Below are 23,270 nucleotides of genomic sequence, written 5' to 3' on the forward strand. Positions count from 1 at the left end.
AGTCTGTTTTCCCGAGGAGTGACTGATGAAACTGATGTTTGCGTCGGATATCCATGGATCGCTGCCCGCTACCGAGCGTGTTCTCTCCATTTTCGCGCAAAGCGGCGCGCAGTGGCTGATTATTCTGGGTGATGTATTGAATCATGGTCCGCGCAATGCGCTGCCGGAAGGCTATGCCCCGGCGCAGGTGGCGGAAAAGCTTAACCCGTTTGCCTCGCGCATTATCGCCGTTCGCGGTAATTGCGACAGCGAAGTCGACCAGATGCTGCTGCATTTTCCCCTTACCGCGCCGTGGCAACAGGTGCTGCTGGAAAACAGCCGCCTGTTTCTGACCCACGGACACCTTTTCGGCCCGGATAATCTCCCGGCGCTCGCGGCTGGCGATGTCCTGGTTTACGGCCATACTCATATTCCGGTGGCGGAAAATCGCGGTGAGATCTATCACTTTAACCCGGGGTCGGTCAGCATCCCGAAAGGCGGATATCCTGCGAGCTACGGCCTGCTGGATGGAAATACCCTGAGCGTTATCGCACTTAATGATCAGCAAGTTATTGCGCAGGTAGCGATTAATCCGTAAGTTACACCACAACTGCAAACGCGCCGAAAGAGCGCTTAGACGAGAAGGTTTCCCGATGGTGGAGCAGAATCATTTGGCAAGTACTGAATGGGTTGACATTGTCAGCGAAGAAAATGAAGTGATCGCGCAGGCGAGCCGCGAACAAATGCGTGCAGAGCGTCTGCGCCACCGTGCAACGTACATCGTTGTGCATGACGGTATGGGCAAGATTCTGGTCCAGCGCCGCACGGACACCAAAGATTTTCTTCCCGGCATGCTGGATGCCACTGCGGGCGGCGTCGTGCAGGCCGATGAAGTGCTGCTGGATTCCGCGCGTCGTGAAGCGGAAGAAGAGTTAGGTATTGCGGGCGTGCCGTTTGCCGAGCACGGCCAGTTCTATTTCGAAGACGAAAACTGCCGCGTCTGGGGCGGACTGTTTAGCTGCGTATCCCACGGGCCTTTCGCCCTGCAGGAAGAGGAAGTGAGCGAAGTTTGCTGGATGACGCCGGAAGAGATTACCGCGCGTTGCGACGAATTCACCCCGGATTCGTTAAAAGCGCTGGCGCTGTGGATGACCCGCAACGCCAAAAACGAGTCCGCTAAGCCGGAAAGCAAAGCGGAAAAAGAGGAAGAGGCTGAGTAAGTCTTAACAGCTTTCCCGCAGACAGAGGCTGGACGCGATGGGTTTATGGTCGCGCCAGTCTCCATCATTCAGACGTTCCAGTAGCGCTTTTCCTGCCTCAATCCCAATTCTGCGATGCGGTACCGCCATCGTCGTCAGCGGCGGCTGGCAAACGCGGCTCACGTCACTGTCGCCAAAGCCCACGACTGCTAAATCGTCCGGGACTTTAATACGCCGACGCTGGCATTCATACAGCGCGCCGCAGGCCAGCTCGTCTGATACGCACACCAGCGCATCCAGCTCCGGCCACGCCAGCAGGAATTCTGGCAACTGTGCCGCGCCGGTCGAGAAGCTCGGCGGCATGGCGGCGTTGATAACCCGGTTCGGCGACAGATGATGGCGCAGCATCGCCTTGTACCAGCCCTGCAGATGCTGCTGGAAAATCCACTGCTCCTGGTTGGCGCACAGCAGGCCGATATTCTGATAGCCACGCTTAATCACCATTTCCGTCAGCTCAAACATGGCGGCGACGTTATCGATGCCGATATTCATATCAATCGGATCGGCGCGCATCGCCCCCATCTCCATCACCGGAATCGAGGCATTTTTCAGCCAGTGGCGAACGGTGTCGGTGTGCTCAACGCTGAGCAAAATCGCGGCGGCGATATTTGACGCCAGCAGGGTCTCAAGCAGCTTCTCTTCCTGCTCAAGCCGATGCTGGGATTCAGCCAGCATGATCTGGTATCCGGCAGGCTGCAGCACCTGCTGTAAGCCAGCAAACATTTCAGAGCAACCGGCTTCGGAAAGGTTGGGAACAACCATCGCAATCGTCCATGAGGACGCGGATGCCAGTGCGCTGGCGGCGAGATTGGGCATATAACCCAGCTCCTGCACCGCGGCTTCAATTTTTTCACGCAGCTTATCGGAGACCTGTTCGGGCGTGCGAAGGGCACGGGAGACGGTCATCGTGCCTACGCCGGCAAGCTGTGCGACATCAGCGAGCGTTACTTTTCCGGTACTGCGCCGTTTACGGGTTAAAGACATACACCTTCCTGCTGACCAGACGCGTTTTTCCTTCGTTTCACGTGACACGCAGTATACGCCTTAAATCCCTTTTTTTGCTGTGATTTCACACGATGATGATAATTTGATAGCGCTATCACACTTCTGCATGTTGGTCGTTGGTAGCGCTATCTTTGTGATCGCGATCGCAGTCAATGATTGATGGGTTGAATAAAGTTTGCCCATCTTGGTCGTGTCGCGGGAGTAAAAAATGCTCAAAAAGTGGATATATGATACAACCATCACGCTGCAGGATAGCGTGGAAAACTGGCCACAGGCGCTGGAGCTGTGCGCGAAGCCGCTGCTTGATTTGCAGGTGATTGAACCTGAATACATCACGGCCATCATCCAGCAGCACCATACGTTAGGACCCTATTATGTGCTGGCACCAGGGCTGGCGATGCCGCATGCGCGGCCGGAGGAGGGAGCCAAAGGACTGGGATTGTCATTATTAAAACTAAAACAGGGCGTCTCTTTTGGTGCCGGAGAGTTTGACCCTGTCGATGTGATTATTATGCTTGCGGCACCGGATAAACATAACCATATCGAAATGATATCCGCGCTCGCTGAATTATTTTCCAGCGACGAAGATATGGAGAAATTACATCAGGCGAATACCCTGGAGGACATTAAAGACATTATTGACCGCTTCTGATTTAATTTTTTAATCCGGTTATTCACAACATTACGCGCCAGCGTGATGGGGCGTACTCTACTCAAAATAAGGGGACAACAATGAAAATCATGGCTATTTGCGGTTCCGGCCTGGGCAGCAGTTTTATGGTCGAAATGAACATTAAAAAGGTGCTCAAAAAGCTGGACATTAACGCCGAGGTTGAACACTCCGATCTCTCCTCTGCCACGCCGGGTGCGGCTGACCTGTTCGTGATGGCGAAAGACATTGCGGCCAGCGCCAGCGTGCCGGAAAGCCAGCTGGTGGTGATCAACAACATCATTGATATCAACGAACTCGAAGCGCAGCTGCGCGCCTGGTTCGACAGACAATAACCCTGATAAGGCGAGGTGGATATGTTTATCCTTGAAACGCTGAATTTCGTTGTCGATATTTTAAAAGTCCCGTCGGTTCTGGTGGGGTTAATTGCGTTAATTGGTCTGGTCGCGCAGAAAAAAGCGTTTTCTGACGTCGTAAAAGGCACAATTAAAACGGTTCTCGGTTTTATTGTGCTGGGCGGTGGTGCCACGGTGCTGGTGGGGTCGTTAAATCCGTTAGGCGGTATGTTTGAGCACGCCTTTACTATCCAGGGCATTATTCCAAACAATGAAGCGATTGTGTCAATTGCGCTGGAAAAATACGGTGCAGCGACCGCGCTTATTATGGCCTTCGGGATGGTGGCGAACATTATCGTCGCGCGCTTTACCCGCCTGAAGTACATCTTCCTGACCGGGCACCACACCTTCTACATGGCGTGCATGATTGGCGTGATCCTGACGGTGGCGGGCTTTGAAGGGGTAGGGCTGGTGTTTACCGGCTCGCTAATCCTCGGCCTGATCATGGCCTTCTTCCCGGCAATTGCGCAGCGCTACATGAAGCGCATCACCGGCAACGATGAAATTGCCTTCGGCCACTTCGGCACGCTGGGCTACGTGCTGTCCGGCTGGATTGGCAGCAAGGTCGGCAAAGGCTCCCGCTCAACCGAAGAGATGAACCTGCCGAAGAACCTGAGCTTCCTGCGCGACAGCTCGATCTCCATCTCTCTGACCATGATGATTATCTATCTGATCATGGCGGTGAGCGCCGGACGCGAGTACGTCGAGGCGACCTTCAGCGGCGGTCAGAACTACCTCGTCTATGCCATCATCATGGCGATCACCTTCGCGGCGGGCGTATTCATCATCCTGCAGGGCGTGCGCCTGATTCTGGCGGAAATCGTCCCGGCCTTTACCGGCTTCTCGGAAAAACTGGTGCCGAACGCGCGTCCTGCGCTGGACTGCCCGGTGGTCTACCCGTATGCGCCAAACGCGGTGCTGATTGGCTTCCTGTTCAGCTTCCTCGGGGGAATTGTGGGATTGGTCATCTGCGGACAGTTCAACTGGGTGCTGATCCTGCCGGGCGTGGTGCCGCACTTCTTCACTGGCGCAACGGCAGGCGTGTTTGGTAACGCCACCGGCGGACGCCGCGGGGCGATGATTGGCGCCTTCGCCAACGGCCTGCTGATCACCTTCCTGCCAGTCCTGCTGTTGCCGGTGCTGGGCGCAATTGGCTTTGCTAACACCACTTTCTCAGACGCCGACTTCGGCGCGGTCGGGATTGTGCTGGGCAATCTGGCGCGCTTCCTGTCACCGCTTGCCATTACCGGGCTGGTTGTGGCGCTGTTCGCGCTGCTGGTGGCCTACAACGTATTCGCGAAAAACAAGCCTGCGGGCGGTAACGCGCAGGAAAACACCGGAGCCAAATCATGAATGAGAACGAGATAACTGAACTGGCGCGTCAGATCCGCCTTGAGACGCTGAAATCGCTAACGCAGCTGGGCTTTGGACACTACGGTGGCAGCATGTCAGTGGTCGAAACCCTGGCGGTGCTGTACGGTGCAGTGATGAAGATCGACCCGGCGGATCCGGACTGGCCTGAGCGCGATTACTTTGTGCTGTCAAAAGGTCATGCAGGCCCGGCGCTCTACAGCACCCTGGCGATTAAAGGCTACTTCCCGATGGAAGAGCTGAGCACCCTGAACCAGAACGGTACGCGTCTGCCAAGCCACCCGGACCGCCTGAAAACGCGCGGTGTGGATGCCACCACCGGCTCGCTGGGGCAGGGGATCTCCATTGCGGGCGGCATGGCGCTGTCGCACAAGCTGGCGGGGCGACCGAATCGGGTCTTCTGCATCGTCGGTGATGGCGAACTGAACGAAGGCCAGTGCTGGGAAGCGTTCCAGTTTATCGCCCACCATCGCCTGAACAACCTGGCGGTGTTCGTGGACTGGAACAAACAGCAGCTCGATGGCGAGCTGGACGAGATTATCAGCGCGTTCGATCTGGAAGGTAAATTCCGCGCCTTTGGCTTTGACGTGGTGACGGTGAAGGGGGATGACGTTCCGGCACTGCTGGCGGTGACGTCACGGATCCCGGCTGCTGATGCGCGTCCGTTAGTCGTCATCCTCGACAGCATCAAAGGGCAGGGGGTGCCGTATCTGGAACAGCTCAGCAATTCGCACCACCTGCGATTGACCGCGGAGAGCAAAGCGGCCCTCAACGAGACGATTCGCCAACTGGAGGCTTCACATGATTAAGGTTGCACCGGCAGGACAGAAAGATGCTGTTGAGATGCGTAAGGTCTACGCGGGCTTTGTGGCAAAGCAGATTGAGGCCGGCAGCGAGATTATCGCTCTGGAAGCAGACCTGATGAGCTCAATGGCGATGGACGGCGTGGCGCGCGATTATCCGCAGCACGTAATTAACTGCGGCATTATGGAGGCCAACGTCATTGGCACCGCGGCGGGGCTGTCGCTCACCGGCCGTAAGCCGTTCGTGCACACCTTCACCGCGTTTGCCAGCCGCCGCTGCTTCGACCAGCTGTTTATGTCCCTGGACTACCAGCGCAACAACGTGAAGGTGATTGCCTCAGACGCGGGCGTGACGGCCTGCCACAACGGCGGGACGCACATGTCGTTCGAGGATATGGGCATTGTTCGCGGTCTGGCGCACTCGGTGGTGCTGGAGGTGACCGACGCGGTAATGTTCGAGGACGTGCTGCGCCAGCTTATCAATCTCGAAGGCTTCTACTGGGTACGTACCATCCGCAAGCAGGCGCCGAGCGTCTATGCGCCGGGCTCAACCTTCACCATTGGCAAAGGCAACGTGCTACGCGAAGGAAACGATATCACGCTGATTGCCAACGGCATCATGGTGGCGGAAGCGCTGGAAGCGGCGCGCCAGCTTGAGCAGGAGGGGGTAAGCGCGGCGGTCATCGACATGTTTACCCTGAAGCCCATCGACCGGATGCTGGTAAAAAACTACGCCGAGAAAACCGGGCGTATCGTCACCTGCGAAAACCACAGCATCCACAACGGCCTCGGGTCGGCGGTGGCGGAAGTGCTGGTGGAAACCTGCCCGGTGCCGATGCGGCGAGTGGGCGTGAAGGAGCGCTACGGCCAGGTGGGGACGCAGGAGTTCCTGCAGAAGGAGTATGGCCTGACGGCGCATGACATTGTGTCGGCGGCGAGAGAGCTGCTGTAAATAAAAAAGGCGACCCTTGGTGGTCGCCTTTTTTGTTGCCCGGTGGCGCTCGCGCTTACCGGGCCTACGGTCCTAATTACTGCTGCTGCGAAGACTGAATCGCCGTCAGAGCGATGGTGTAGACGATATCGTCAACCAGCGCGCCACGGGACAGGTCGTTCACAGGTTTGCGCATGCCCTGCAGCATTGGCCCGATGGAGATCAGGTCTGCAGAACGCTGTACCGCCTTATAGGTGGTGTTACCGGTGTTCAGATCCGGGAAGATGAACACGGTAGCGCGACCGGCAACCGGAGAGTTCGGCGCTTTGGATTTCGCAACGTCGGCCATCACAGCGGCGTCGTACTGCAGCGGGCCGTCGATCATCAGGTCAGGACGTTTTTCCTGCGCCAGACGGGTCGCTTCACGGACTTTCTCTACGTCGCTACCTGCACCAGAGGTACCGGTGGAGTAGGAGAGCATTGCCACGCGCGGTTCGATACCGAAGGCAATCGCGGAGTCCGCGGACTGGATAGCGATTTCAGCCAGCTGTTCTGCGGTTGGATCCGGGTTGATCGCGCAGTCGCCGTAAACGTAAACCTGTTCAGGCAGCAGCATGAAGAACACGGAAGAAACCAGAGAGCTGCCTGGGGCGGTTTTGATCAGCTGCAGCGGTGGACGGATGGTGTTCGCCGTGGTGTGAACCGCACCGGAAACCAGACCGTCAACTTCGTCCTGCTCCAGCATCAGCGTACCCAGCACCACGTTGTCTTCCAGCTGTTCGCGCGCAACGGCTTCGGTCATGCCCTTGCTCTTACGCAGCTCGACCAGACGGGCAACGTAGCTTTCGCGAACCACTTCCGGGTCAACGATTTCGATGCCAGCGCCCAGCTCAACGCCCTGAGACGCCGCAACGCGGGTGATCTCATCCGGGTTACCCAGCAGCACGCAGGTTGCGATGCCGCGCTCTGCGCAGATAGCAGCCGCTTTAACGGTACGCGGTTCGTCGCCTTCTGGCAGAACAACGCGTTTGCCCGCTTTACGCGCCAGCTCGGTCAGCTGGTAACGGAAGGCTGGAGGAGAGAGACGACGGCTGCGCTCGGAGGTCGCGGTCAGGGATTCGATCCAGTCTGCGTTGATGTAGCCCGCAACGTATTCCTGAACTTTCTCGATACGCTCGTGGTCATCAACCGGCACTTCCAGGTTGAAACTCTGCAGGCTCAGGGAGGTTTGCCAGGTGTTGGTGTTCACCATGAACACCGGCAGGCCGGTGGCGAACGCGCGTTCGCACAGCTTGCTGACGCGTGGGTCCATTTCGTAGGCACCGGTCAGCAGGATTGCACCGATTTCCACGCCGTTCATCGCCGCCAGGCAGGCTGCAACCAGCACGTCCGGACGGTCTGCGGAGGTCACCAGCAGGGAGCCTGCGCGGAAGTGTTCCAGCATGTGCGGAATGCTGCGCGCACAGAAGGTTACGGACTTCACGCGGCGGGTGTTGATGTCGCCTTCGTTAACGATGGTAGCGTTCAGGTGACGCGCCATATCGATTGCACGGGTGGCAATCAGATCGAAGCTCCATGGTACCGCGCCGAGTACAGGCAGCGGGCTGGATTCCTGCAGTTTAGCCGGGTCAACTTTGATGACTTTCGCTTTGGAAGAGTCGTCGAAGATTTCGGACAGGTCAGGGCGAGTACGGCCCTGCTCATCAACCGGTGCGTTCAGTTTGTTCACGATCACGCCGGTGATGCTGGTGTTTTTCGCCCCGCCGAAGCTGCTGCGTGTCAGTTCGATACGCTCGTTCAGCTGTTCCGGGGTGTCAGTGCCCTGAGACATCACGAAAACGATCTCTGCGTTCAGGGTTTTCGCGATTTCAAAGTTCAGAGACTGGGCAAACTGGTGTTTGCGGGTTGGGACCAGACCTTCAACCAGCACCACTTCCGCGTCCTGCGCGTTAGCGTGGTAGTTGGCGATGATCTCTTCCATCAGCACGTCTTTCTGGTTGCTGGAGAGCAGAGACTCAACGTGGCTCATCTTCAGCGGTTCAGCCGCTGGCAGATTGGAGTTCTTACGAACGATGGTGGTGGTCTGGTCTGGCGCATCGCCACCGGCACGTGGCTGGGCGATTGGCTTAAAGACGCTCAGACGAACGCCTTTGCGTTCCATAGCACGGATCACGCCAAGGCTGACGCTGGTCAGGCCGACGCTGGTTCCGGTAGGGATCAGCATAATAGTACGGGACACGGTTTATCCTCTTTCGTTACCGCCGCGATTGGGCGGGTTACAAAACAGCACCGCCAGCATTGCTGGCGGTGTGGAATCAGGCAGTCAGGCGGTGCGCGTCTTGCGCGATGACCAGCTCTTCGTTAGTTGGGATAACGATAGCAGGGCGGGTGCCTTCTTTGTTGATGAAGCCAGACTTGCCGAAACGGGCAGCCAGGTTACGCTCGTGATCAACCTCGAAGCCCAGAACGCCCAGTTTGCCCAGGGACAGTTCACGAACCATTGCCGCGTTCTCACCGATACCACCGGTGAAGATAACCGCGTCCAGACGACCGTCCATCAGTGCAGTGTAGGAACCGATGTACTTCGCCAGACGGTGGCAGTAAACGTCCATTGCACGTTTAGCGTCTGCTTTCTCGGCGTAGTTGTCTTCAACATAGCGGCAGTCGCTGGTGACTTCGGTCAGACCCAGCAGGCCAGACTCTTTAGTCAGCATTTTGTTGATGTCGTCAACGCTCATGCCCAGGGTGTCGTGCAGGTGGAAGATAATCGCCGGGTCGATGTCACCGGAACGCGTACCCATCACCAGACCTTCCAGCGGGGTCAGACCCATGGAAGTATCAACACATTTACCGTTGCGGATAGCGGAAACAGAACCACCGTTGCCCAGATGGCAGGTGATGATGTTCACTTCTTCAACCGGCTTGTTCAGCACTTTTGCGGCTTCCTGAGTCACATAGAAGTGGCTGGTGCCGTGTGCGCCGTAACGACGAACGCCGTGCTCTTTATACAGGCTGTACGGCAGGGCATACAGGTAAGACTCTTCCGGCATGGTCTGATGGAACGCAGTGTCGAACACAGCCACGTTTTTCTCTTTCAGATTCGGGAAGGACTTCAGTGCTTCAGCGATACCGATCAGGTGAGCCGGGTTGTGCAGCGGTGCGAAGGATGCAGAGTCTTTAATGCCCTGAATCACTGATTCGTCGATCACCACGGAGCTGGTGTATTTTTCGCCGCCGTGGACGATACGGTGACCAATCGCAGTCAGCTGAGCAGACAGTTCTGGTTTTTGTGCCAGAATAGTGTTAACGATAAAGTTCAGCGCTTCACTGTGAGCGGCGCCTGCACCTAAAGCCGCTTCTTGTTTGCTGCCGTCCATCTTCCACTTGATACGTGCTTCAGGCAGATGGAAACATTCGGCCAAACCAGAGAGGTACTCGTCACCGTTAAGCGCATCGATGATGGCGAATTTCAGTGAAGAGCTACCGCAGTTCAGAACCAGTACTAACTTACTCGACATGGAAGTACCTATAATTGATACGTGGCTAAAAAAACGTCAGTGAGTCTAAAAGCGTAACGCATGCTGACCCAGACATTTATGATTAACATCATGCCAAACGAACATTCTGGCAGGATGGAAGAAATACCTATGATTTTAAGCCATTTTGAACATTTTTCAGACAATGGCATAATATGCGATAATTTGACGAGTTACCGCTTCTCGTCTACGGCCCTATCAGGCTGGCACAGAATACCCGATACGGGGTAGCGATGACAAAATATTTTGAACGTTGTCATAGCCTGTTGTGGTTTTGCACGAAAATTTTAATTTTTATATGTGAAGTTGAGGTACAGCCATGTCGACACCTGAAATCCCATCCGTGAACTTCTTCAGTCTGTTTCGCCGGGGGCAGCATTATTCAAAGACGTGGCCACTGGAAAAGCGCCTCGCGCCGATGTTTATTGAGAATCGCACGATCCGCGCCACGCGCTATGCGATTCGCTTTATGCCCCCTGTCGCTATCTTTACCCTGTGCTGGCAAATCGCCCTGGGTGGACAGCTTGGTCCCGCCGTTGCCACGGCGCTGTTTGCGTTAAGCCTGCCGATGCAGGGATTGTGGTGGTTAGGTAAACGTTCCATCACGCCGCTTCCGCCTTCTATTTTACACTGGTTTTATGAAGTGCGAGGAAAACTGGAGGAGGCCGGACAGGCGCTGGCACCCGTTGAAGGCAAGCCGGATTACCAGGCGCTGGCCGACACGTTAAAGCGCGCTTTTAAGCAGCTGGATAAAACATTCCTCGATGACTTGTGATTGATCATCGAAACGACTAACAAAAGAAGGCACAGTAACAAACCGTTACCGTGTCTTTTTTTTACAGTGCAATGCGCTACAGGAGTCGAAAGATGGAAATGACCCATGCTCAACGTCTGATTTTGTCTAACCAGTACAAGATGATGACAATGCTTGATCCCGACAACGCTGCGCGCTACAGCCGCCTGCAGACCATCGTCGAACGTGGGTTTGGTTTGCAAATGCGCGAACTGGACCGCGAGTTTGGCGAGCTGAAAGAAGAAACCTGCCGCATCGTGATCGACATTATGGAGATGTACCACGCCCTGCATGTGTCCTGGACTAATCTCAAAGACCAGCAGACCATTGACGAGCGTCGTGTGACCTTCTTAGGCTTTGATGCTGCGACGGAAGCGCGCTATCTGAGCTACGTTCGCTTTATGGTGAACACCGAAGGGCGTTATACCCACTTTGATGCGGGCACCCACGGCTTCAACGCGCAGACCCCAATGTGGGATAAATACCAGCGCATGCTGAGCGCGTGGCACGCCTGCCCGCGCCAGTACCATTTAAGCAGCAACGAAATTCAACAAATCATTAATGCCTGACGGAGGTGCGTGTGCAGTGTAAAGGTTTTCTGTTTGATCTGGACGGTACGCTGGTGGATTCGCTGCCGGTTGTTGAGCGCTCGTGGTGCCATTGGGCCGACCGGCACGGCATCGACCATCAGGACGTATTGAATTTCATCCATGGCAAACAGGCCATTACCTCATTGCGGCACTTCTTAGCGGGGCGTTCTGAGGAAGAGATTCAGGCAGAGTTCAAATATCTTGAGCAAATTGAAGCCACCGATACCGATGGCATCGCCGCGCTGCCCGGCGCGCGCGAACTGCTTGAGCATCTGAACGAAGCCCAGATCCCGTGGGCTATCGTCACGTCCGGTTCGATCCCTGTAGCCCATGCGCGCCATAAGGCGGCCGGTTTACCGACGCCGGAAGTGTTTATCACGGCGGAGCGCGTTAAGCGCGGGAAACCCGAGCCCGATGCGTTCCTGCTCGGCGCTGAACAGCTGGGTTTTGCACCCGCAGATTGTGTGGTGGTGGAAGACGCGGCGGCTGGCGTATTGGCAGGGCTGAACGCAGGGAGCCACGTCATTGCCGTTAACGTTCCGGCGGGATCGCACCGGCTGGATGAGGCGGATTTTGTGATTGATTCCCTGACGGCGCTGGCGGTGTCGAAAGCGCCAGACGGAGTTGTAACCGTCTCGCTAAAAATGTAATCCCATGATATAGCCCCACGTTGCTGGGGCTTTTTTATGGCAAAATTCATCATCTTCCACTGACAAGGATAGGTTGTGAACGGTGAACTGATCTGGGTCCTGAGCCTGCTGTTAATCGCCATTATTCTCTTTGCAACGGGCAAGGTGCGCATGGATGCCGTCGCCCTGTTTGTCATCGTCGCGTTTGTGCTGAGCGGCACGCTCACGCTTCCGGAAGCTTTCTCCGGGTTCAGCGACCCCAACGTTATCCTGATTGCCGCTCTGTTTATCATCGGCGATGGTCTTGTCCGTACTGGCGTGGCGACCATCATGGGCGCGTGGCTGGTCAAGGTGGCCGGCAACAGCGAAACCAAAATGTTGATCTACCTGATGCTGACGGTCGCAGGGCTGGGGGCGTTTATGAGCTCAACGGGCGTGGTCGCCATCTTTATCCCGGTGGTGCTGAGCGTCTCCATGCGGATGCAGAGCTCGCCGTCGCGCCTGATGATGCCCCTGAGCTTTGCCGGTTTGATCAGCGGGATGATGACTCTGGTGGCGACGCCGCCGAACCTGGTCGTCAACAGTGAGCTGATCCGGGAAGGATTCCAGGGCTTCAGTTTTTTCAGCGTTACCCCGCTTGGGCTGGTGATTCTGGCAATGGGCGTGGTCTACATGCTGCTGACCCGTTTTGCGCTGAAAGGCGACAAACAGGATAAGAGCAAAGAAGGGTGGAAACGACGCACCTTCCGCGATCTGATTAAAGAGTACCGTCTCACCGGGCGGGCGCGCCGCCTGGCCATTCGCCCCGGTTCGCCGATGGTCGGCCAGCGGCTGGACGATCTCAGACTGCGTGAACGCTACGGCGCGAACGTGATCGGGGTGGAGCGCTGGCGTCGTTTCCGTCGGGTAATCGTCAACGTTAACGGGGTGTCTGAATTCCGCGCGCGAGACGTCCTGCTGATTGACATGTCTACCGCCGAAGTGGATCTGCGTGAGTTTTGCAGTGAACAACTGCTGGAGCCGATGGTGCTGCGCGGGGAGTATTTTTCCGATCAGGCGCTGGATGTTGGCATGGCCGAGGTGTCTCTGATCCCGGAATCGGAACTGCTGGGTAAAACCGTGCGTGAAATGGGGTTCCGTACCCGCTATGGCCTGAACGTCGTTGGGCTGAAACGCGATGGCGTGGCGATGGAAGGGGCGGTAGTGGATGAGCCGATCCTGCTGGGCGATATCTTCCTCGTTGTCGGTAACTGGAAGCTGATTAGCCAGCTCGGGCAAAAGGGGCGCGATTTTGTGGTGCTCAACATGCCGGTTGAAGAGAGTGATGCTTCTCCGGCGCACAGCCAGGCGCCGCATGCGATTTTTTGTCTGGTGCTGATGGTCGCGCTCATGCTGACCGATGAAATTCCCAATCCTGTTGCGGCCATTATCGCCTGCCTGCTGATGGGGAAATTCCGCTGCATCGATGCTGAAAGCGCCTATAAAGCCATTCACTGGCCGAGCATTATTCTTATCGTCGGAATGATGCCCTTCGCCCTGGCGCTGCAAAAAACCGGCGGGGTGGATTTAATTGTCAAAGGCTTAATGGACGTTGGCGGCGGGTATGGGCCGTACATGATGATGGTCTGTCTGTTTATCATGTGCGCTTCAATTGGGTTGTTTATCTCCAATACCGCGACGGCGGTGCTGATGGCGCCTATCGCGCTGGCGATGGCGAAATCCATGGGCGTCTCACCTTATCCGTTTGCGATGATGGTCGCGATGGCGGCGTCCGCGGCGTTTATGACGCCGGTTTCTTCGCCGGTGAATACGCTGGTGCTGGGGCCGGGGAATTACAAATTCAGCGATTTCGTGAAGCTGGGCGTGCCGTTCACCGTGCTGGTGATGGTGGTGTGCGTGGTGTTAATTCCGGTTTTATTCCCGTTTTAGCGTGAGCGCAGAAACGTAGGCCGGGTAAGGCGAAGCCGCCACCCGGCTAAAAATCACAACGGTGAATCCTGGCTGATTTCATCCAGCGACAGATGAAAGCTCGGCACAAATACCTGCATGAAATAGTCCATCTCTTCGCTGCGGCGGGATTCCAGCGTTTTTTCCAGACGCGTTTTCGCCAGTAAAAACTCATTATTGCCCGCAGACAGCTCTTCCAGACACTTCAGATAGGCACACAGCGCGTCGGCCTGCTTGACCAGCGACTTTTCCTCTTCCGTATACTGATGCTCGTCGATGAGCGGCTCAAAGATATCGCGCAGCTCTTCGGGCACCATGTCGATAAGCTTTTGCTGGGCAATCTTCTCGATAGCCTTATATTCCTGCGCAATCTGCGAATTGAAATATTTCACCGGCGTAGGCAGATCGCCGGTCAGTACTTCCGAGGCATCGTGATACATCGCCAGCAGAGCGATGCGCTCGGCATTCACCTGCCCGTTAAATTTGCGATTCTTAATGGCGGCCAGCGCATGAGCGACCATGGCAACCTGTAGGCTGTGCTCAGACACGTTCTCGGTGCGCACGTTGCGCATCAGCGGCCAGCGGTTGATCAGTTTCAGGCGGGAGAGGTGGGCAAAGAAATGACTCTGACTCATAGGTTACCTTTTGTCTTCACTGCGACAGGCGTTCATTGTGCGGGGAGGGGAGGGAAGATGCAAATCAGGCTACCGAAGTAGCCTGATTTTAAGATTACTGATGATATCCAGAGAGGAATCGCCCAAAGCGGCTGATGGCCATTTCGAGATCGTCTTCGCGCGGCAGCGTCACGATACGCACGTGATCCGGCCACGGCCAGTTAAACGCCGTCCCCTGAACCAGCAGCACTTTTTCCTGTAACAGGAAATCGAGCACCATTTTCTGGTCGTCGTGGATATTGAAACGCTTCGCGTCAATTTTCGGGAACATATACAGCGCGCCGTTCGGCTTAACGCAGGAGACGCCCGGGATATCGTTGATCAGTTCCCACGCGCGGTTGCGCTGTTCGTACAGGCGACCACCGGGAACGATAAACTCGCTAATGCTCTGATAGCCACCGAGCGCCGTCTGGATCGCGTGCTGCGCCGGTACGTTGGCACAAAGGCGCATCGATGCCAGCATCTCAAGCCCTTCAATATAGCCTTTCGCGTGCTTTTTCGGGCCGTTCAGCACCATCCAGCCCTGACGGAAACCGGCCACGCGGTAGGTTTTAGACAGGCCGTTGAAGGTGACGGTCAGCAGATCCGGCGCCAGCGCGGCAATAGAGTGGTGCTGCGCCGCGTCATACAGGATCTTGTCGTAGATTTCGTCAGCAAAGATGATCAGGTTGTTCTGGCGGGCGATCTCTACGATCTCCATCAGCAGCTCTTTTGAGTAGACCGCGCCCGTCGGGTTGTTCGGGTTGATAATCACGATGCCGCGCGTGCGAGGCGTGATTTTCGCGCGAATGTCGTCCAGATCCGGGAACCAGTCAGAGGATTCGTCGCACAGGTAGTGCACCGCTTTACCGCTGGAGAGCGATACGGCAGCGGTCCACAGCGGATAATCCGGCGCGGGAACCAGCATTTCATCACCGCTGTTTAACAGAGCCTGCATGGCCTGAACGATCAGTTCGGACACGCCGTTGCCGATATAGATATCTTCAACGGTGACATCACGCATACCGCGCGCCTGATAGTACTGCATAATGGCTTTACGGGCGGAGTAAAGTCCCTTTGAGTCGCAATAGCCTTGTGCAGTAGGCAGGTTGCGGATCACATCAACCAGAATCTCATCCGGCGCTTCAAAACCAAATGGCGCGGGGTTACCAATGTTGAGTTTAAGAACCTTATTGCCTTCTTCTTCAAGGCGTTTTGCCTCTTTCAGAACCGGGCCACGGATGTCATAACAGACGTTATCAAGCTTGCTGGATTTTTCGATAGGGGACATGAACCTTTAACCTTTTCGCTATTATCGCCACTCCCTGCCGTGGAAGTCAGCACGGAATAATGTACTCCCCCCACGCTTCGTTTTGAAGGGTGTGCAGGAGAAGATTTTGTGCATGTCGCGAAATTATGGCGAATCTTTTACGCTGCCTGTGCGCTATTTTAGTGTGTTAACGCAATGCGAAAATCACATATTTAGGTTGATTATGCTGTTCATTTCTATGAATGTTATATATTGTCCTGATGTAAAATGAATGACATGCAGATCGGCAACAAAAATCACGTTGCGTGACACTTCGTAAAACCTGAGTGTTGCCGGGATCTTGCAGTAATAGCCTGAGGAGGCTAAAAGTTACTCATGTGAAATTAATGTTAAGTGTTATTAATGAATGACCTTAATCTAAATTAAAATTTATTTATTATTAACGAACAAAATGCAACTTTAGTTAATTTTAATAAAATTAGTTTAGAAGCTTAACAAAGCCCTTTAATCCTTAATATTGCAATAAGACTTATAAATAAAGTGGATTTGGGTTAAGATGTCTTTAGGGAAAGCTGATGAAAGATGTACTGGGTTTGTATATCTGAAACTGATTTTCCGATTTAATTGATTGTTATTGTTGGAGTTATCTCTGGCCGGAATGTGTCAAACATCTCCTGCTACGTTGACAACGCTGCGATAAAGATGGCAGAAAAGGTGTTACGCCTTTAATGTAATTTACATACACCTGCGAACATCTAAATATCCTGAACGTTTAAGAGAATAAAAATAACGTCATGAAACGTGCTTTCTGACTGTTGATATAAAGCAGCACAATAACTATCTGTCAGGCAGTCTGCCGGGCCGGGATGCGAGGGAAAATCTTCAGAGGGAATTGCTTAACTGTTACACACAGCTTCAACCCGGGCAGCTCCGCACGAGCAACCTGAAAGTGAATAGATATGATAAATGCAAATCGTCCGATAATGAATCTCGACCTCGATCTGCTGAGAACGTTTGTTGCGGTCGCCGATCTCAACACTTTTGCAGCTGCTGCTGCCGCCGTCTGCCGAACTCAGTCCGCCGTGAGCCAGCAAATGCAGCGGCTGGAGCAACTGGTTGGTAAAGAGCTTTTTGCCCGACATGGGCGTAATAAGCTCTTAACGGAACACGGTATTCAGCTTCTGGGTTATGCCAGGAAAATTCTTCGCTTTAATGATGAAGCATGTATGTCATTAATGTTTAGCAACCTTCAGGGGGTGTTAACTTTAGGGGCATCTGATGAGTCAGCGGATACTATATTGCCGTTTCTTCTCAATCGAATTAGTTCGGTTTATCCGAAGCTTGCGCTGGATGTTAGCGTTAAACGCAATGCCTTTATGGTTGAGATGTTAAATGAGAATAAGGTTGACCTGGTGGTCACCACGCATCGTCCCGGACAATTTGATTGTCTGACCTTGCGCACATCGCCAACGCACTGGTATTGCGCGGCTGAATATGTGCTGCAAAAAGGGGAACCCGTTCCGCTGGTATTACTGGACGATCCGAGCCCGTTCCGCGACATGGTGTTGACGGCGTTAAATGAAGCCAACATTCCGTGGCGTCTGGCATATGTGGCGTCCACGTTGCCAGCGGTGCGTGCCGCCGTGAAAGCCGGTCTTGGCGTGACGGCCCGTCCGGTGGAAATGATGAGCCCGGATCTACGTGTTCTCGGTAAATCAGACGGGCTTCCTGCGCTGCCGGATACCGAGTACCTGCTTTGCCATAACGCGTCCAGTCATAACGAGCTGGCGAAAGTGGTGTTCGAGGCGATGCAAAACTACCATAACCCGTGGCAGTTCGAGCATGTTACCTCCGAAGGGGGGGATGATTCCCTGATCGTTGAAGGTGACTTTGAGTGATCAATCGCTCAAAATTCTGGTAACAAATTGTAAGTGTAAAAAAAAGCCACTCGTGTCGTTTTCGCACGCAGTGGCTTTTTTTTAGCAATGATATCCCCTTGAGGCGAAGGGGATTAACAAATACATGCTATTTATCAATGCTATAAATGCTTTTGCTTAAATGTTGTTCGCTTTCCGTTCTAAGTTCATCCATAACCCATCAATGTTAAAAAAACAGCAAATATGTTGCCGTTTTTTTGGTTGAATTAACAAAAGCGTGTCTCAGATCAAGAAAATACTCCTATTTGGGGGGAGGAATCGTTGGCAAATCCTGTCAAAATAGGAGGGTTATTTTTTTTACTTCCAAAACGGACACGATTCAACAACATGCATTTGACGGAAAGTCATGTACCCACCAGGGTTAAAGGGCACCAAATGTTAATGAGAATCGCTCGATGTAATTTAATGTGAAGAAACCTTTGTTAAAGTTGACAATAGGTTATAGAAAGGAGTAAAAAACCCCATCATTTTGCTGTCTACGTCTCATTTCTGACAGTTAGTGTAAGGTTATTTGTTCCTCCCCATGAATCGATGTGATGCCTATCTGCCAGCAAGAGCAGTGTCATCGGTATCACTTTTGATGAGTAAGCAATGAGTATGTCAACATCCACAGAAGTCATCGCTCATCACTGGGCATTCGCAATCTTTCTTATTGTAGCCATTGGCCTGTGCTGCCTGATGTTAGTCGGCGGCTGGTTCCTGGGCGGTCGCGCCCGTGCAAGGCACAAAAACACACCTTTCGAATCAGGTATTGATTCAGTAGGTTCCGCTCGCTTACGCCTGTCTGCCAAGTTCTATCTGGTAGCGATGTTCTTCGTCATCTTCGACGTGGAAGCGCTTTACCTGTTCGCATGGTCGACCTCCATCCGCGAAAGTGGTTGGGTGGGCTTTGTCGAGGCCGCAATTTTCATTTTAGTGTTACTGGCCGGTCTGGTTTATCTGGTGCGTATTGGCGCGCTTGACTGGACGCCTGCGCGTTCACGTCGTGAACACATCAACCCGGAAAACAGTATCTCTAATCGTCAGCAGTAACAGCGAGGCAATAAGATGGATTATACGCTCACCCGCATAGATCCTAACGGTGAGAATGACCGTTACCCCCTGCAAAAACAGGAGATCGTAACCGACCCCCTGGAGCAAGAAGTCAATAAAAGCGTGTACATGGGCAAACTCGAACATGCCATGCACGATATGGTCAACTGGGGTCGTAAGAACTCCATCTGGCCATACAACTTTGGCCTTTCTTGCTGCTACGTTGAAATGGTGACGTCATTCACTGCGGTGCATGACGTTGCGCGTTTTGGGGCAGAGGTACTGCGTGCTTCCCCACGTCAGGCTGATCTGATGGTGGTGGCTGGTACCTGCTTTACCAAGATGGCACCTGTTATTCAGCGCCTGTATGACCAGATGCTGGAGCCAAAATGGGTTATTTCCATGGGCGCATGTGCAAACTCTGGCGGTATGTACGACATTTATTCCGTTGTGCAGGGCGTTGATAAGTTCATTCCGGTGGATGTTTACATCCCGGGCTGCCCGCCGCGTCCAGAGGCCTATATGCAGGCGCTGATGCTGCTGCAGGAATCTATCGGTAAAGAACGCCGCCCACTCTCATGGGTTGTTGGCGATCAGGGTGTTTATCGCGCGAACATGCAGTCTGAGCGCGAGCGTAAACGTGGTGAACGTATTGCCGTCACCAACCTGCGTACGCCTGACGAAATTTAATTTGCGCCTGTAGGCCTGGAGAACACCTTCGCATATCACTACTCAAATAGCGCGAAGCCAGGCTCAACAGTCACCACGGACCATTTGCAATGGTGAACAATATGACCGACTTAACCGCGCAAGAAGCCGCATGGCAGACCCGGGATCATCTCGATGACCCGGTCATTGGCGAACTGCGCAACCGTTTTGGGCCGGATGCCTTTACCGTTCAGGCGACCCGCACCGGGGTACCCGTTGTTTGGGTGAAGCGTGAGCAATTGCTGGAAGTTGTCGATTTCCTCAAGAAATTGCCAAAACCTTACGTCATGCTGTTTGACTTACACGGCATGGACGAACGTCTGAGAACGCACCGCCAGGGTCTCCCTGCTGCGGATTTTTCCGTTTTCTACCATCTGATCTCAATAGACCGCAACACGGATATCATGCTCAAGGTGGCATTGTCTGAAAACGACATGCATCTGCCGACGATCACCAAACTTTTCCCGAACGCCAACTGGTATGAGCGTGAAACCTGGGAAATGTTCGGCATGACCTTCGACGGCCACCCGCACCTGACGCGCATCATGATGCCGCAGACCTGGACCGGCCACCCGCTGCGTAAAGACTATCCGGCACGTGCGACCGAATTCGATCCGTTTGAGCTGACCAAAGCCAAGCAGGATCTGGAAATGGAAGCGCTGACCTTCAAGCCGGAAGACTGGGGCATGAAGCGCGGCACCGAAAACGAGGACTTCATGTTCCTCAACCTCGGTCCAAACCACCCGTCTGCGCACGGTGCATTCCGTATTATTCTTCAGCTTGATGGCGAAGAGATTGTCGACTGCGTCCCTGACATCGGTTACCACCACCGTGGTGCTGAGAAGATGGGCGAGCGTCAGTCCTGGCACAGCTACATTCCGTATACTGACCGTATCGAGTACCTCGGCGGCTGCGTAAACGAAATGCCATACGTGCTGGCCGTTGAGAAACTGGCAGGCATCACCGTACCGGATCGCGTTAACGTGATTCGCGTTATGCTGTCAGAACTGTTCCGCATCAACAGCCACCTGCTGTACATCTCCACGTTCATTCAGGACGTCGGCGCGATGACCCCGGTCTTCTTCGCCTTTACCGACCGTCAGAAAATCTACGATCTGGTGGAAGCGATTACCGGTTTCCGTATGCACCCGGCCTGGTTCCGTATCGGCGGCGTGGCGCACGATCTGCCGCGCGGCTGGGACCGTCTGCTGCGTGAATTCCTCGACTGGATGCCAAAACGTCTGGCCTCCTACGAGAAAGCCGCGCTGCGCAACACCATCCTGAAAGGCCGTTCCCAGGGCGTTGCTGCCTACGGCGCGAAAGAAGCGCTGGAGTGGGGAACCACAGGTGCTGGTCTGCGTGCAACCGGTATTGATTTCGACGTGCGTAAAGCCCGTCCTTACTCTGGCTACGAGAACTTCGACTTTGAAGTCCCGGTGGGCGGCGGCGTTTCCGACTGCTACACCCGCGTGATGCTGAAAGTGGAAGAGCTGCGCCAGAGTCTGCGCATCCTTGAGCAGTGCCTCAACAACATGCCGGAAGGCCCGTTCAAGGCGGATCACCCGCTGACGACGCCGCCACCGAAAGAGCGCACGCTGCAGCATATCGAAACCCTGATCACCCACTTCCTGCAGGTTTCCTGGGGTCCGGTCATGCCGGCGCAAGAATCCTTCCAGATGATTGAAGCGACCAAGGGTATTAACAGTTACTACCTGACCAGCGACGGCAGCACCATGAGCTACCGTACCCGCGTGCGTACGCCGAGCTTTGCGCACCTGCAGCAGATCCCGTCCGCCATCCGCGGCAGTCTGGTCTCCGACCTGATTGTGTATCTGGGTAGTATCGATTTTGTTATGTCAGATGTGGACCGCTAATTATGCACGAGAATCAACAACCACAAACCGAGGCTTTTGAGCTGAGTGAAGCAGAGCGTGCCGCCATTGAGCACGAGATGCACCACTACGAAGACCCGCGTGCGGCGTCCATTGAAGCGCTGAAAATCGTACAGAAACAGCGTGGTTGGGTGCCGGATGGGGCGATCTATGCGATCGCAAAAGTGCTGGGTATTCCGGCAAGTGACGTAGAAGGCGTAGCCACGTTCTACAGCCAGATCTTCCGTCAGCCGGTTGGCCGCCATGTGATCCGCTACTGTGACAGCGTTGTCTGCCACATTACCGGCTATCAGGGCATTCAGGCTGCGATTGAGAAGAAACTCAATATCAAGCCGGGCCAGACCACGTTCGATGGACGCTTTACTCTGCTGCCAACCTGCTGCCTGGGTAACTGCGACAAGGGGCCGACCATGATGATTGATGAGGACACTCACAGCCATCTGACGCCGGAAGCGATTCCTGACCTGCTGGAGCAGTACAAATGAAAACTGTAATTCGTACTGCTGAGACGCATCCGCTGACCTGGCGTCTGCGCGATGACAAACAGCCGGTATGGCTCGACGAATACCAGAGCAAAAACGGCTATGCCGGTGCGCGTAAAGCCCTTGGCGGCATGGCGCCGGACGACATCGTTAACGCGGTAAAAGATTCGGGCCTGAAAGGGCGCGGCGGCGCGGGCTTCTCCACCGGCCTGAAGTGGAGCCTGATGCCGAAAGACGAATCCATGAACATCCGTTACCTGCTGTGTAACGCCGATGAAATGGAGCCGGGCACCTATAAAGACCGCCTGCTGATGGAGCAACTGCCGCATCTGCTGGTGGAAGGCATGCTGATCTCCGCGTTTGCGCTGAAAGCGTACCGTGGCTACATCTTCCTGCGCGGTGAGTACATCGAAGCGGCGGAAAACCTGCGTCGCGCGATTGCCGAAGCGACCGAAGCGGGCCTGCTGGGTAAAAACATCCTGGGTACCGGCTTTGACTTCGAACTGTTCGTTCACACCGGTGCCGGGCGTTATATCTGCGGTGAAGAAACCGCGCTGATTAACTCCCTGGAAGGTCGCCGTGCGAACCCGCGTTCCAAGCCACCGTTCCCGGCAAGCTCCGGCGTATGGGGTAAACCGACCTGCGTAAACAACGTCGAAACCCTGTGCAACGTTCCGGCTATCCTCGCCAACGGCGTGGAGTGGTATCAGGGCATCTCCTCAAGTAAAGATGCCGGTACCAAGCTGATGGGCTTCTCCGGCCGCGTTAAAAATCCTGGCGTCTGGGAACTGCCGTTCGGTACCACCGCACGCGAAATTCTTGAAGACTACGCCGGCGGCATGCGCGATGGCCTGAAATTTAAAGCCTGGCAGCCGGGTGGGGCAGGGACAGACTTCCTGACCGAAGCCCACCTTGATCTGCCAATGGAATTCGAAAGCATTGGTAAAGCAGGCAGCCGTCTGGGTACGGCGCTGGCGATGGCCGTCGACCACGAGATCGGCATGGTGTCGCTGGTGCGTAACCTGGAAGAGTTCTTCGCCCGCGAGTCCTGCGGCTGGTGTACGCCGTGCCGTGATGGTCTGCCGTGGAGCGTGAAGATCCTGCGTGCTATCGAACGTGGCGAAGGCCAGCCTGGGGATATCGAGACGCTTGAGCAACTGTGTCGATTCTTAGGCCCGGGTAAAACCTTCTGTGCCCACGCACCGGGTGCCGTCGAACCTCTGCAGAGCGCGATCAAATATTTCCGCGACGAGTTCGAAGCAGGCATCAAGCAGCCGTTCAGCAATACCCATTCAATCAATGGTATTCAGCCGAACCTGCTTAAAGCGCGCTGGTAACGACAAGAATTTTGATTAACGCTCGGTCTCGACCGAGCCAACTGGAAGCAT

Annotated in this window: 22 protein-coding genes; 17 read left to right on the forward strand and 5 right to left on the reverse strand. The window is 54.7% G+C overall.

The window, feature by feature from the left end:
- Positions 1-25 precede the first annotated feature (25 nt).
- On the forward strand, positions 26-577 hold the full coding sequence (gene yfcE, locus D5066_RS06785; RefSeq protein WP_133300902.1) for a phosphodiesterase: 552 nt from the start codon (positions 26-28) through the stop codon (positions 575-577).
- A 55-nt stretch (positions 578-632) separates the two neighbouring features.
- On the forward strand, positions 633-1,199 hold the full coding sequence (gene yfcD / locus D5066_RS06790; protein WP_010433290.1) for an NUDIX hydrolase YfcD: 567 nt from the start codon (positions 633-635) through the stop codon (positions 1,197-1,199).
- Positions 1,200-1,202: 3 nt separating this feature from the next.
- Here the strand turns inward: yfcD and D5066_RS06795 are convergent, their stop codons facing one another.
- The gene (locus tag D5066_RS06795) at positions 1,203-2,222 is read right to left on the reverse strand and encodes a LacI family DNA-binding transcriptional regulator (protein ID WP_080328544.1); all 1,020 of its coding nucleotides are present in this window, start codon (positions 2,220-2,222) and stop codon (positions 1,203-1,205) included.
- Between the two features lie 229 nt (positions 2,223-2,451).
- On the opposite strand from D5066_RS06795, the gene D5066_RS06800 reads away from it, so the two are divergent.
- The 5 genes from D5066_RS06800 (at position 2,452) to D5066_RS06820 (ending at position 6,434) form a co-directional block, all read left to right on the forward strand.
- Complete coding sequence (locus D5066_RS06800) at positions 2,452-2,895, forward strand: PTS sugar transporter subunit IIA (RefSeq protein WP_119915436.1); 444 nt, start codon at positions 2,452-2,454, stop codon at positions 2,893-2,895.
- A gap of 80 nt (positions 2,896-2,975) precedes the next feature.
- The gene (locus D5066_RS06805; RefSeq protein ID WP_080328546.1) at positions 2,976-3,248 is read left to right on the forward strand and encodes a PTS sugar transporter subunit IIB; all 273 of its coding nucleotides are present in this window, start codon (positions 2,976-2,978) and stop codon (positions 3,246-3,248) included.
- A gap of 21 nt (positions 3,249-3,269) precedes the next feature.
- Positions 3,270-4,661 carry a PTS ascorbate transporter subunit IIC gene (locus D5066_RS06810; RefSeq protein ID WP_119915437.1) on the forward strand — a complete coding sequence of 464 codons (1,392 nt, stop codon included), beginning with the start codon at positions 3,270-3,272 and terminating at the stop codon, positions 4,659-4,661.
- Positions 4,658-5,488, forward strand: a complete 831-nt coding sequence (locus D5066_RS06815) for a transketolase (protein WP_080328548.1) — start codon at positions 4,658-4,660, stop codon at positions 5,486-5,488. The genes D5066_RS06810 and D5066_RS06815 overlap by 4 nt, the downstream gene beginning before the upstream one ends.
- Complete coding sequence (locus tag D5066_RS06820) at positions 5,481-6,434, forward strand: transketolase family protein (RefSeq protein WP_119915438.1); 954 nt, start codon at positions 5,481-5,483, stop codon at positions 6,432-6,434. The genes D5066_RS06815 and D5066_RS06820 overlap by 8 nt, the downstream gene beginning before the upstream one ends.
- A gap of 76 nt (positions 6,435-6,510) precedes the next feature.
- On the opposite strand, the gene pta is transcribed toward D5066_RS06820, so the two are convergent.
- Positions 6,511-8,652 (reverse strand): phosphate acetyltransferase, encoded by a 2,142-nt coding sequence (pta, locus tag D5066_RS06825; protein ID WP_080328550.1) that lies wholly within the window; start codon positions 8,650-8,652, stop codon positions 6,511-6,513.
- Positions 8,653-8,728: 76 nt separating this feature from the next.
- Positions 8,729-9,931, reverse strand: coding sequence for an acetate kinase (ackA, locus tag D5066_RS06830; protein ID WP_080328551.1), 1,203 nt, complete (start codon positions 9,929-9,931; stop codon positions 8,729-8,731).
- 337 nt (positions 9,932-10,268) lie between these two features.
- On the opposite strand from ackA, the gene yfbV reads away from it, so the two are divergent.
- The 4 genes from yfbV (at position 10,269) to D5066_RS06855 (ending at position 13,890) form a co-directional block, all read left to right on the forward strand.
- Complete coding sequence (gene yfbV, locus D5066_RS06840) at positions 10,269-10,724, forward strand: terminus macrodomain insulation protein YfbV (protein ID WP_045339250.1); 456 nt, start codon at positions 10,269-10,271, stop codon at positions 10,722-10,724.
- A 92-nt stretch (positions 10,725-10,816) separates the two neighbouring features.
- Entirely contained in the window at positions 10,817-11,311 is a 495-nt protein-coding gene (locus D5066_RS06845; protein ID WP_003861461.1) for a YfbU family protein, read from the forward strand.
- A gap of 11 nt (positions 11,312-11,322) precedes the next feature.
- Positions 11,323-11,982 (forward strand): sugar phosphatase, encoded by a 660-nt coding sequence (locus D5066_RS06850; protein ID WP_119915439.1) that lies wholly within the window; start codon positions 11,323-11,325, stop codon positions 11,980-11,982.
- Between the two features lie 75 nt (positions 11,983-12,057).
- A complete protein-coding gene (locus D5066_RS06855) occupies positions 12,058-13,890 on the forward strand; it encodes an SLC13 family permease (protein WP_080328554.1) in 1,833 nt (610 codons plus the stop codon).
- 53 nt (positions 13,891-13,943) lie between these two features.
- Here D5066_RS06855 and yfbR read toward each other — a convergent pair whose 3' ends face one another.
- Together yfbR and alaA are read right to left on the reverse strand one after the other, a co-directional pair.
- A complete protein-coding gene (yfbR, locus tag D5066_RS06860; RefSeq protein WP_032641963.1) occupies positions 13,944-14,543 on the reverse strand; it encodes a 5'-deoxynucleotidase in 600 nt (199 codons plus the stop codon).
- Between the two features lie 94 nt (positions 14,544-14,637).
- The gene (gene alaA / locus D5066_RS06865; protein WP_119915440.1) at positions 14,638-15,852 is read right to left on the reverse strand and encodes an alanine transaminase AlaA; all 1,215 of its coding nucleotides are present in this window, start codon (positions 15,850-15,852) and stop codon (positions 14,638-14,640) included.
- 938 nt (positions 15,853-16,790) lie between these two features.
- Between alaA and lrhA the strand changes: the two genes are divergently transcribed.
- The 6 genes from lrhA to nuoF all read left to right on the forward strand — a co-directional run bounded on the left by lrhA (position 16,791) and on the right by nuoF (position 23,219).
- Complete coding sequence (gene lrhA, locus D5066_RS06870; RefSeq protein ID WP_080328555.1) at positions 16,791-17,729, forward strand: transcriptional regulator LrhA; 939 nt, start codon at positions 16,791-16,793, stop codon at positions 17,727-17,729.
- Positions 17,730-18,359: 630 nt separating this feature from the next.
- Positions 18,360-18,800 carry an NADH-quinone oxidoreductase subunit NuoA gene (gene nuoA, locus D5066_RS06875; RefSeq protein ID WP_014171000.1) on the forward strand — a complete coding sequence of 147 codons (441 nt, stop codon included), beginning with the start codon at positions 18,360-18,362 and terminating at the stop codon, positions 18,798-18,800.
- Positions 18,801-18,815: 15 nt separating this feature from the next.
- Positions 18,816-19,490 (forward strand): NADH-quinone oxidoreductase subunit NuoB, encoded by a 675-nt coding sequence (nuoB, locus tag D5066_RS06880; RefSeq protein WP_003861482.1) that lies wholly within the window; start codon positions 18,816-18,818, stop codon positions 19,488-19,490.
- Between the two features lie 89 nt (positions 19,491-19,579).
- A complete protein-coding gene (gene nuoC / locus D5066_RS06885; RefSeq protein ID WP_028013933.1) occupies positions 19,580-21,382 on the forward strand; it encodes an NADH-quinone oxidoreductase subunit C/D in 1,803 nt (600 codons plus the stop codon).
- Between the two features lie 2 nt (positions 21,383-21,384).
- Positions 21,385-21,885, forward strand: a complete 501-nt coding sequence (gene nuoE, locus D5066_RS06890; RefSeq protein WP_008500208.1) for an NADH-quinone oxidoreductase subunit NuoE — start codon at positions 21,385-21,387, stop codon at positions 21,883-21,885.
- Entirely contained in the window at positions 21,882-23,219 is a 1,338-nt protein-coding gene (nuoF, locus tag D5066_RS06895) for an NADH-quinone oxidoreductase subunit NuoF (protein WP_006811381.1), read from the forward strand. The genes nuoE and nuoF overlap by 4 nt, the downstream gene beginning before the upstream one ends.
- The last annotated feature ends 51 nt before the right edge of the window (positions 23,220-23,270 follow it).

It is taken from the genome of Enterobacter chuandaensis, assembly GCF_003594915.1.
Classification (GTDB): domain Bacteria; phylum Pseudomonadota; class Gammaproteobacteria; order Enterobacterales; family Enterobacteriaceae; genus Enterobacter; species Enterobacter chuandaensis.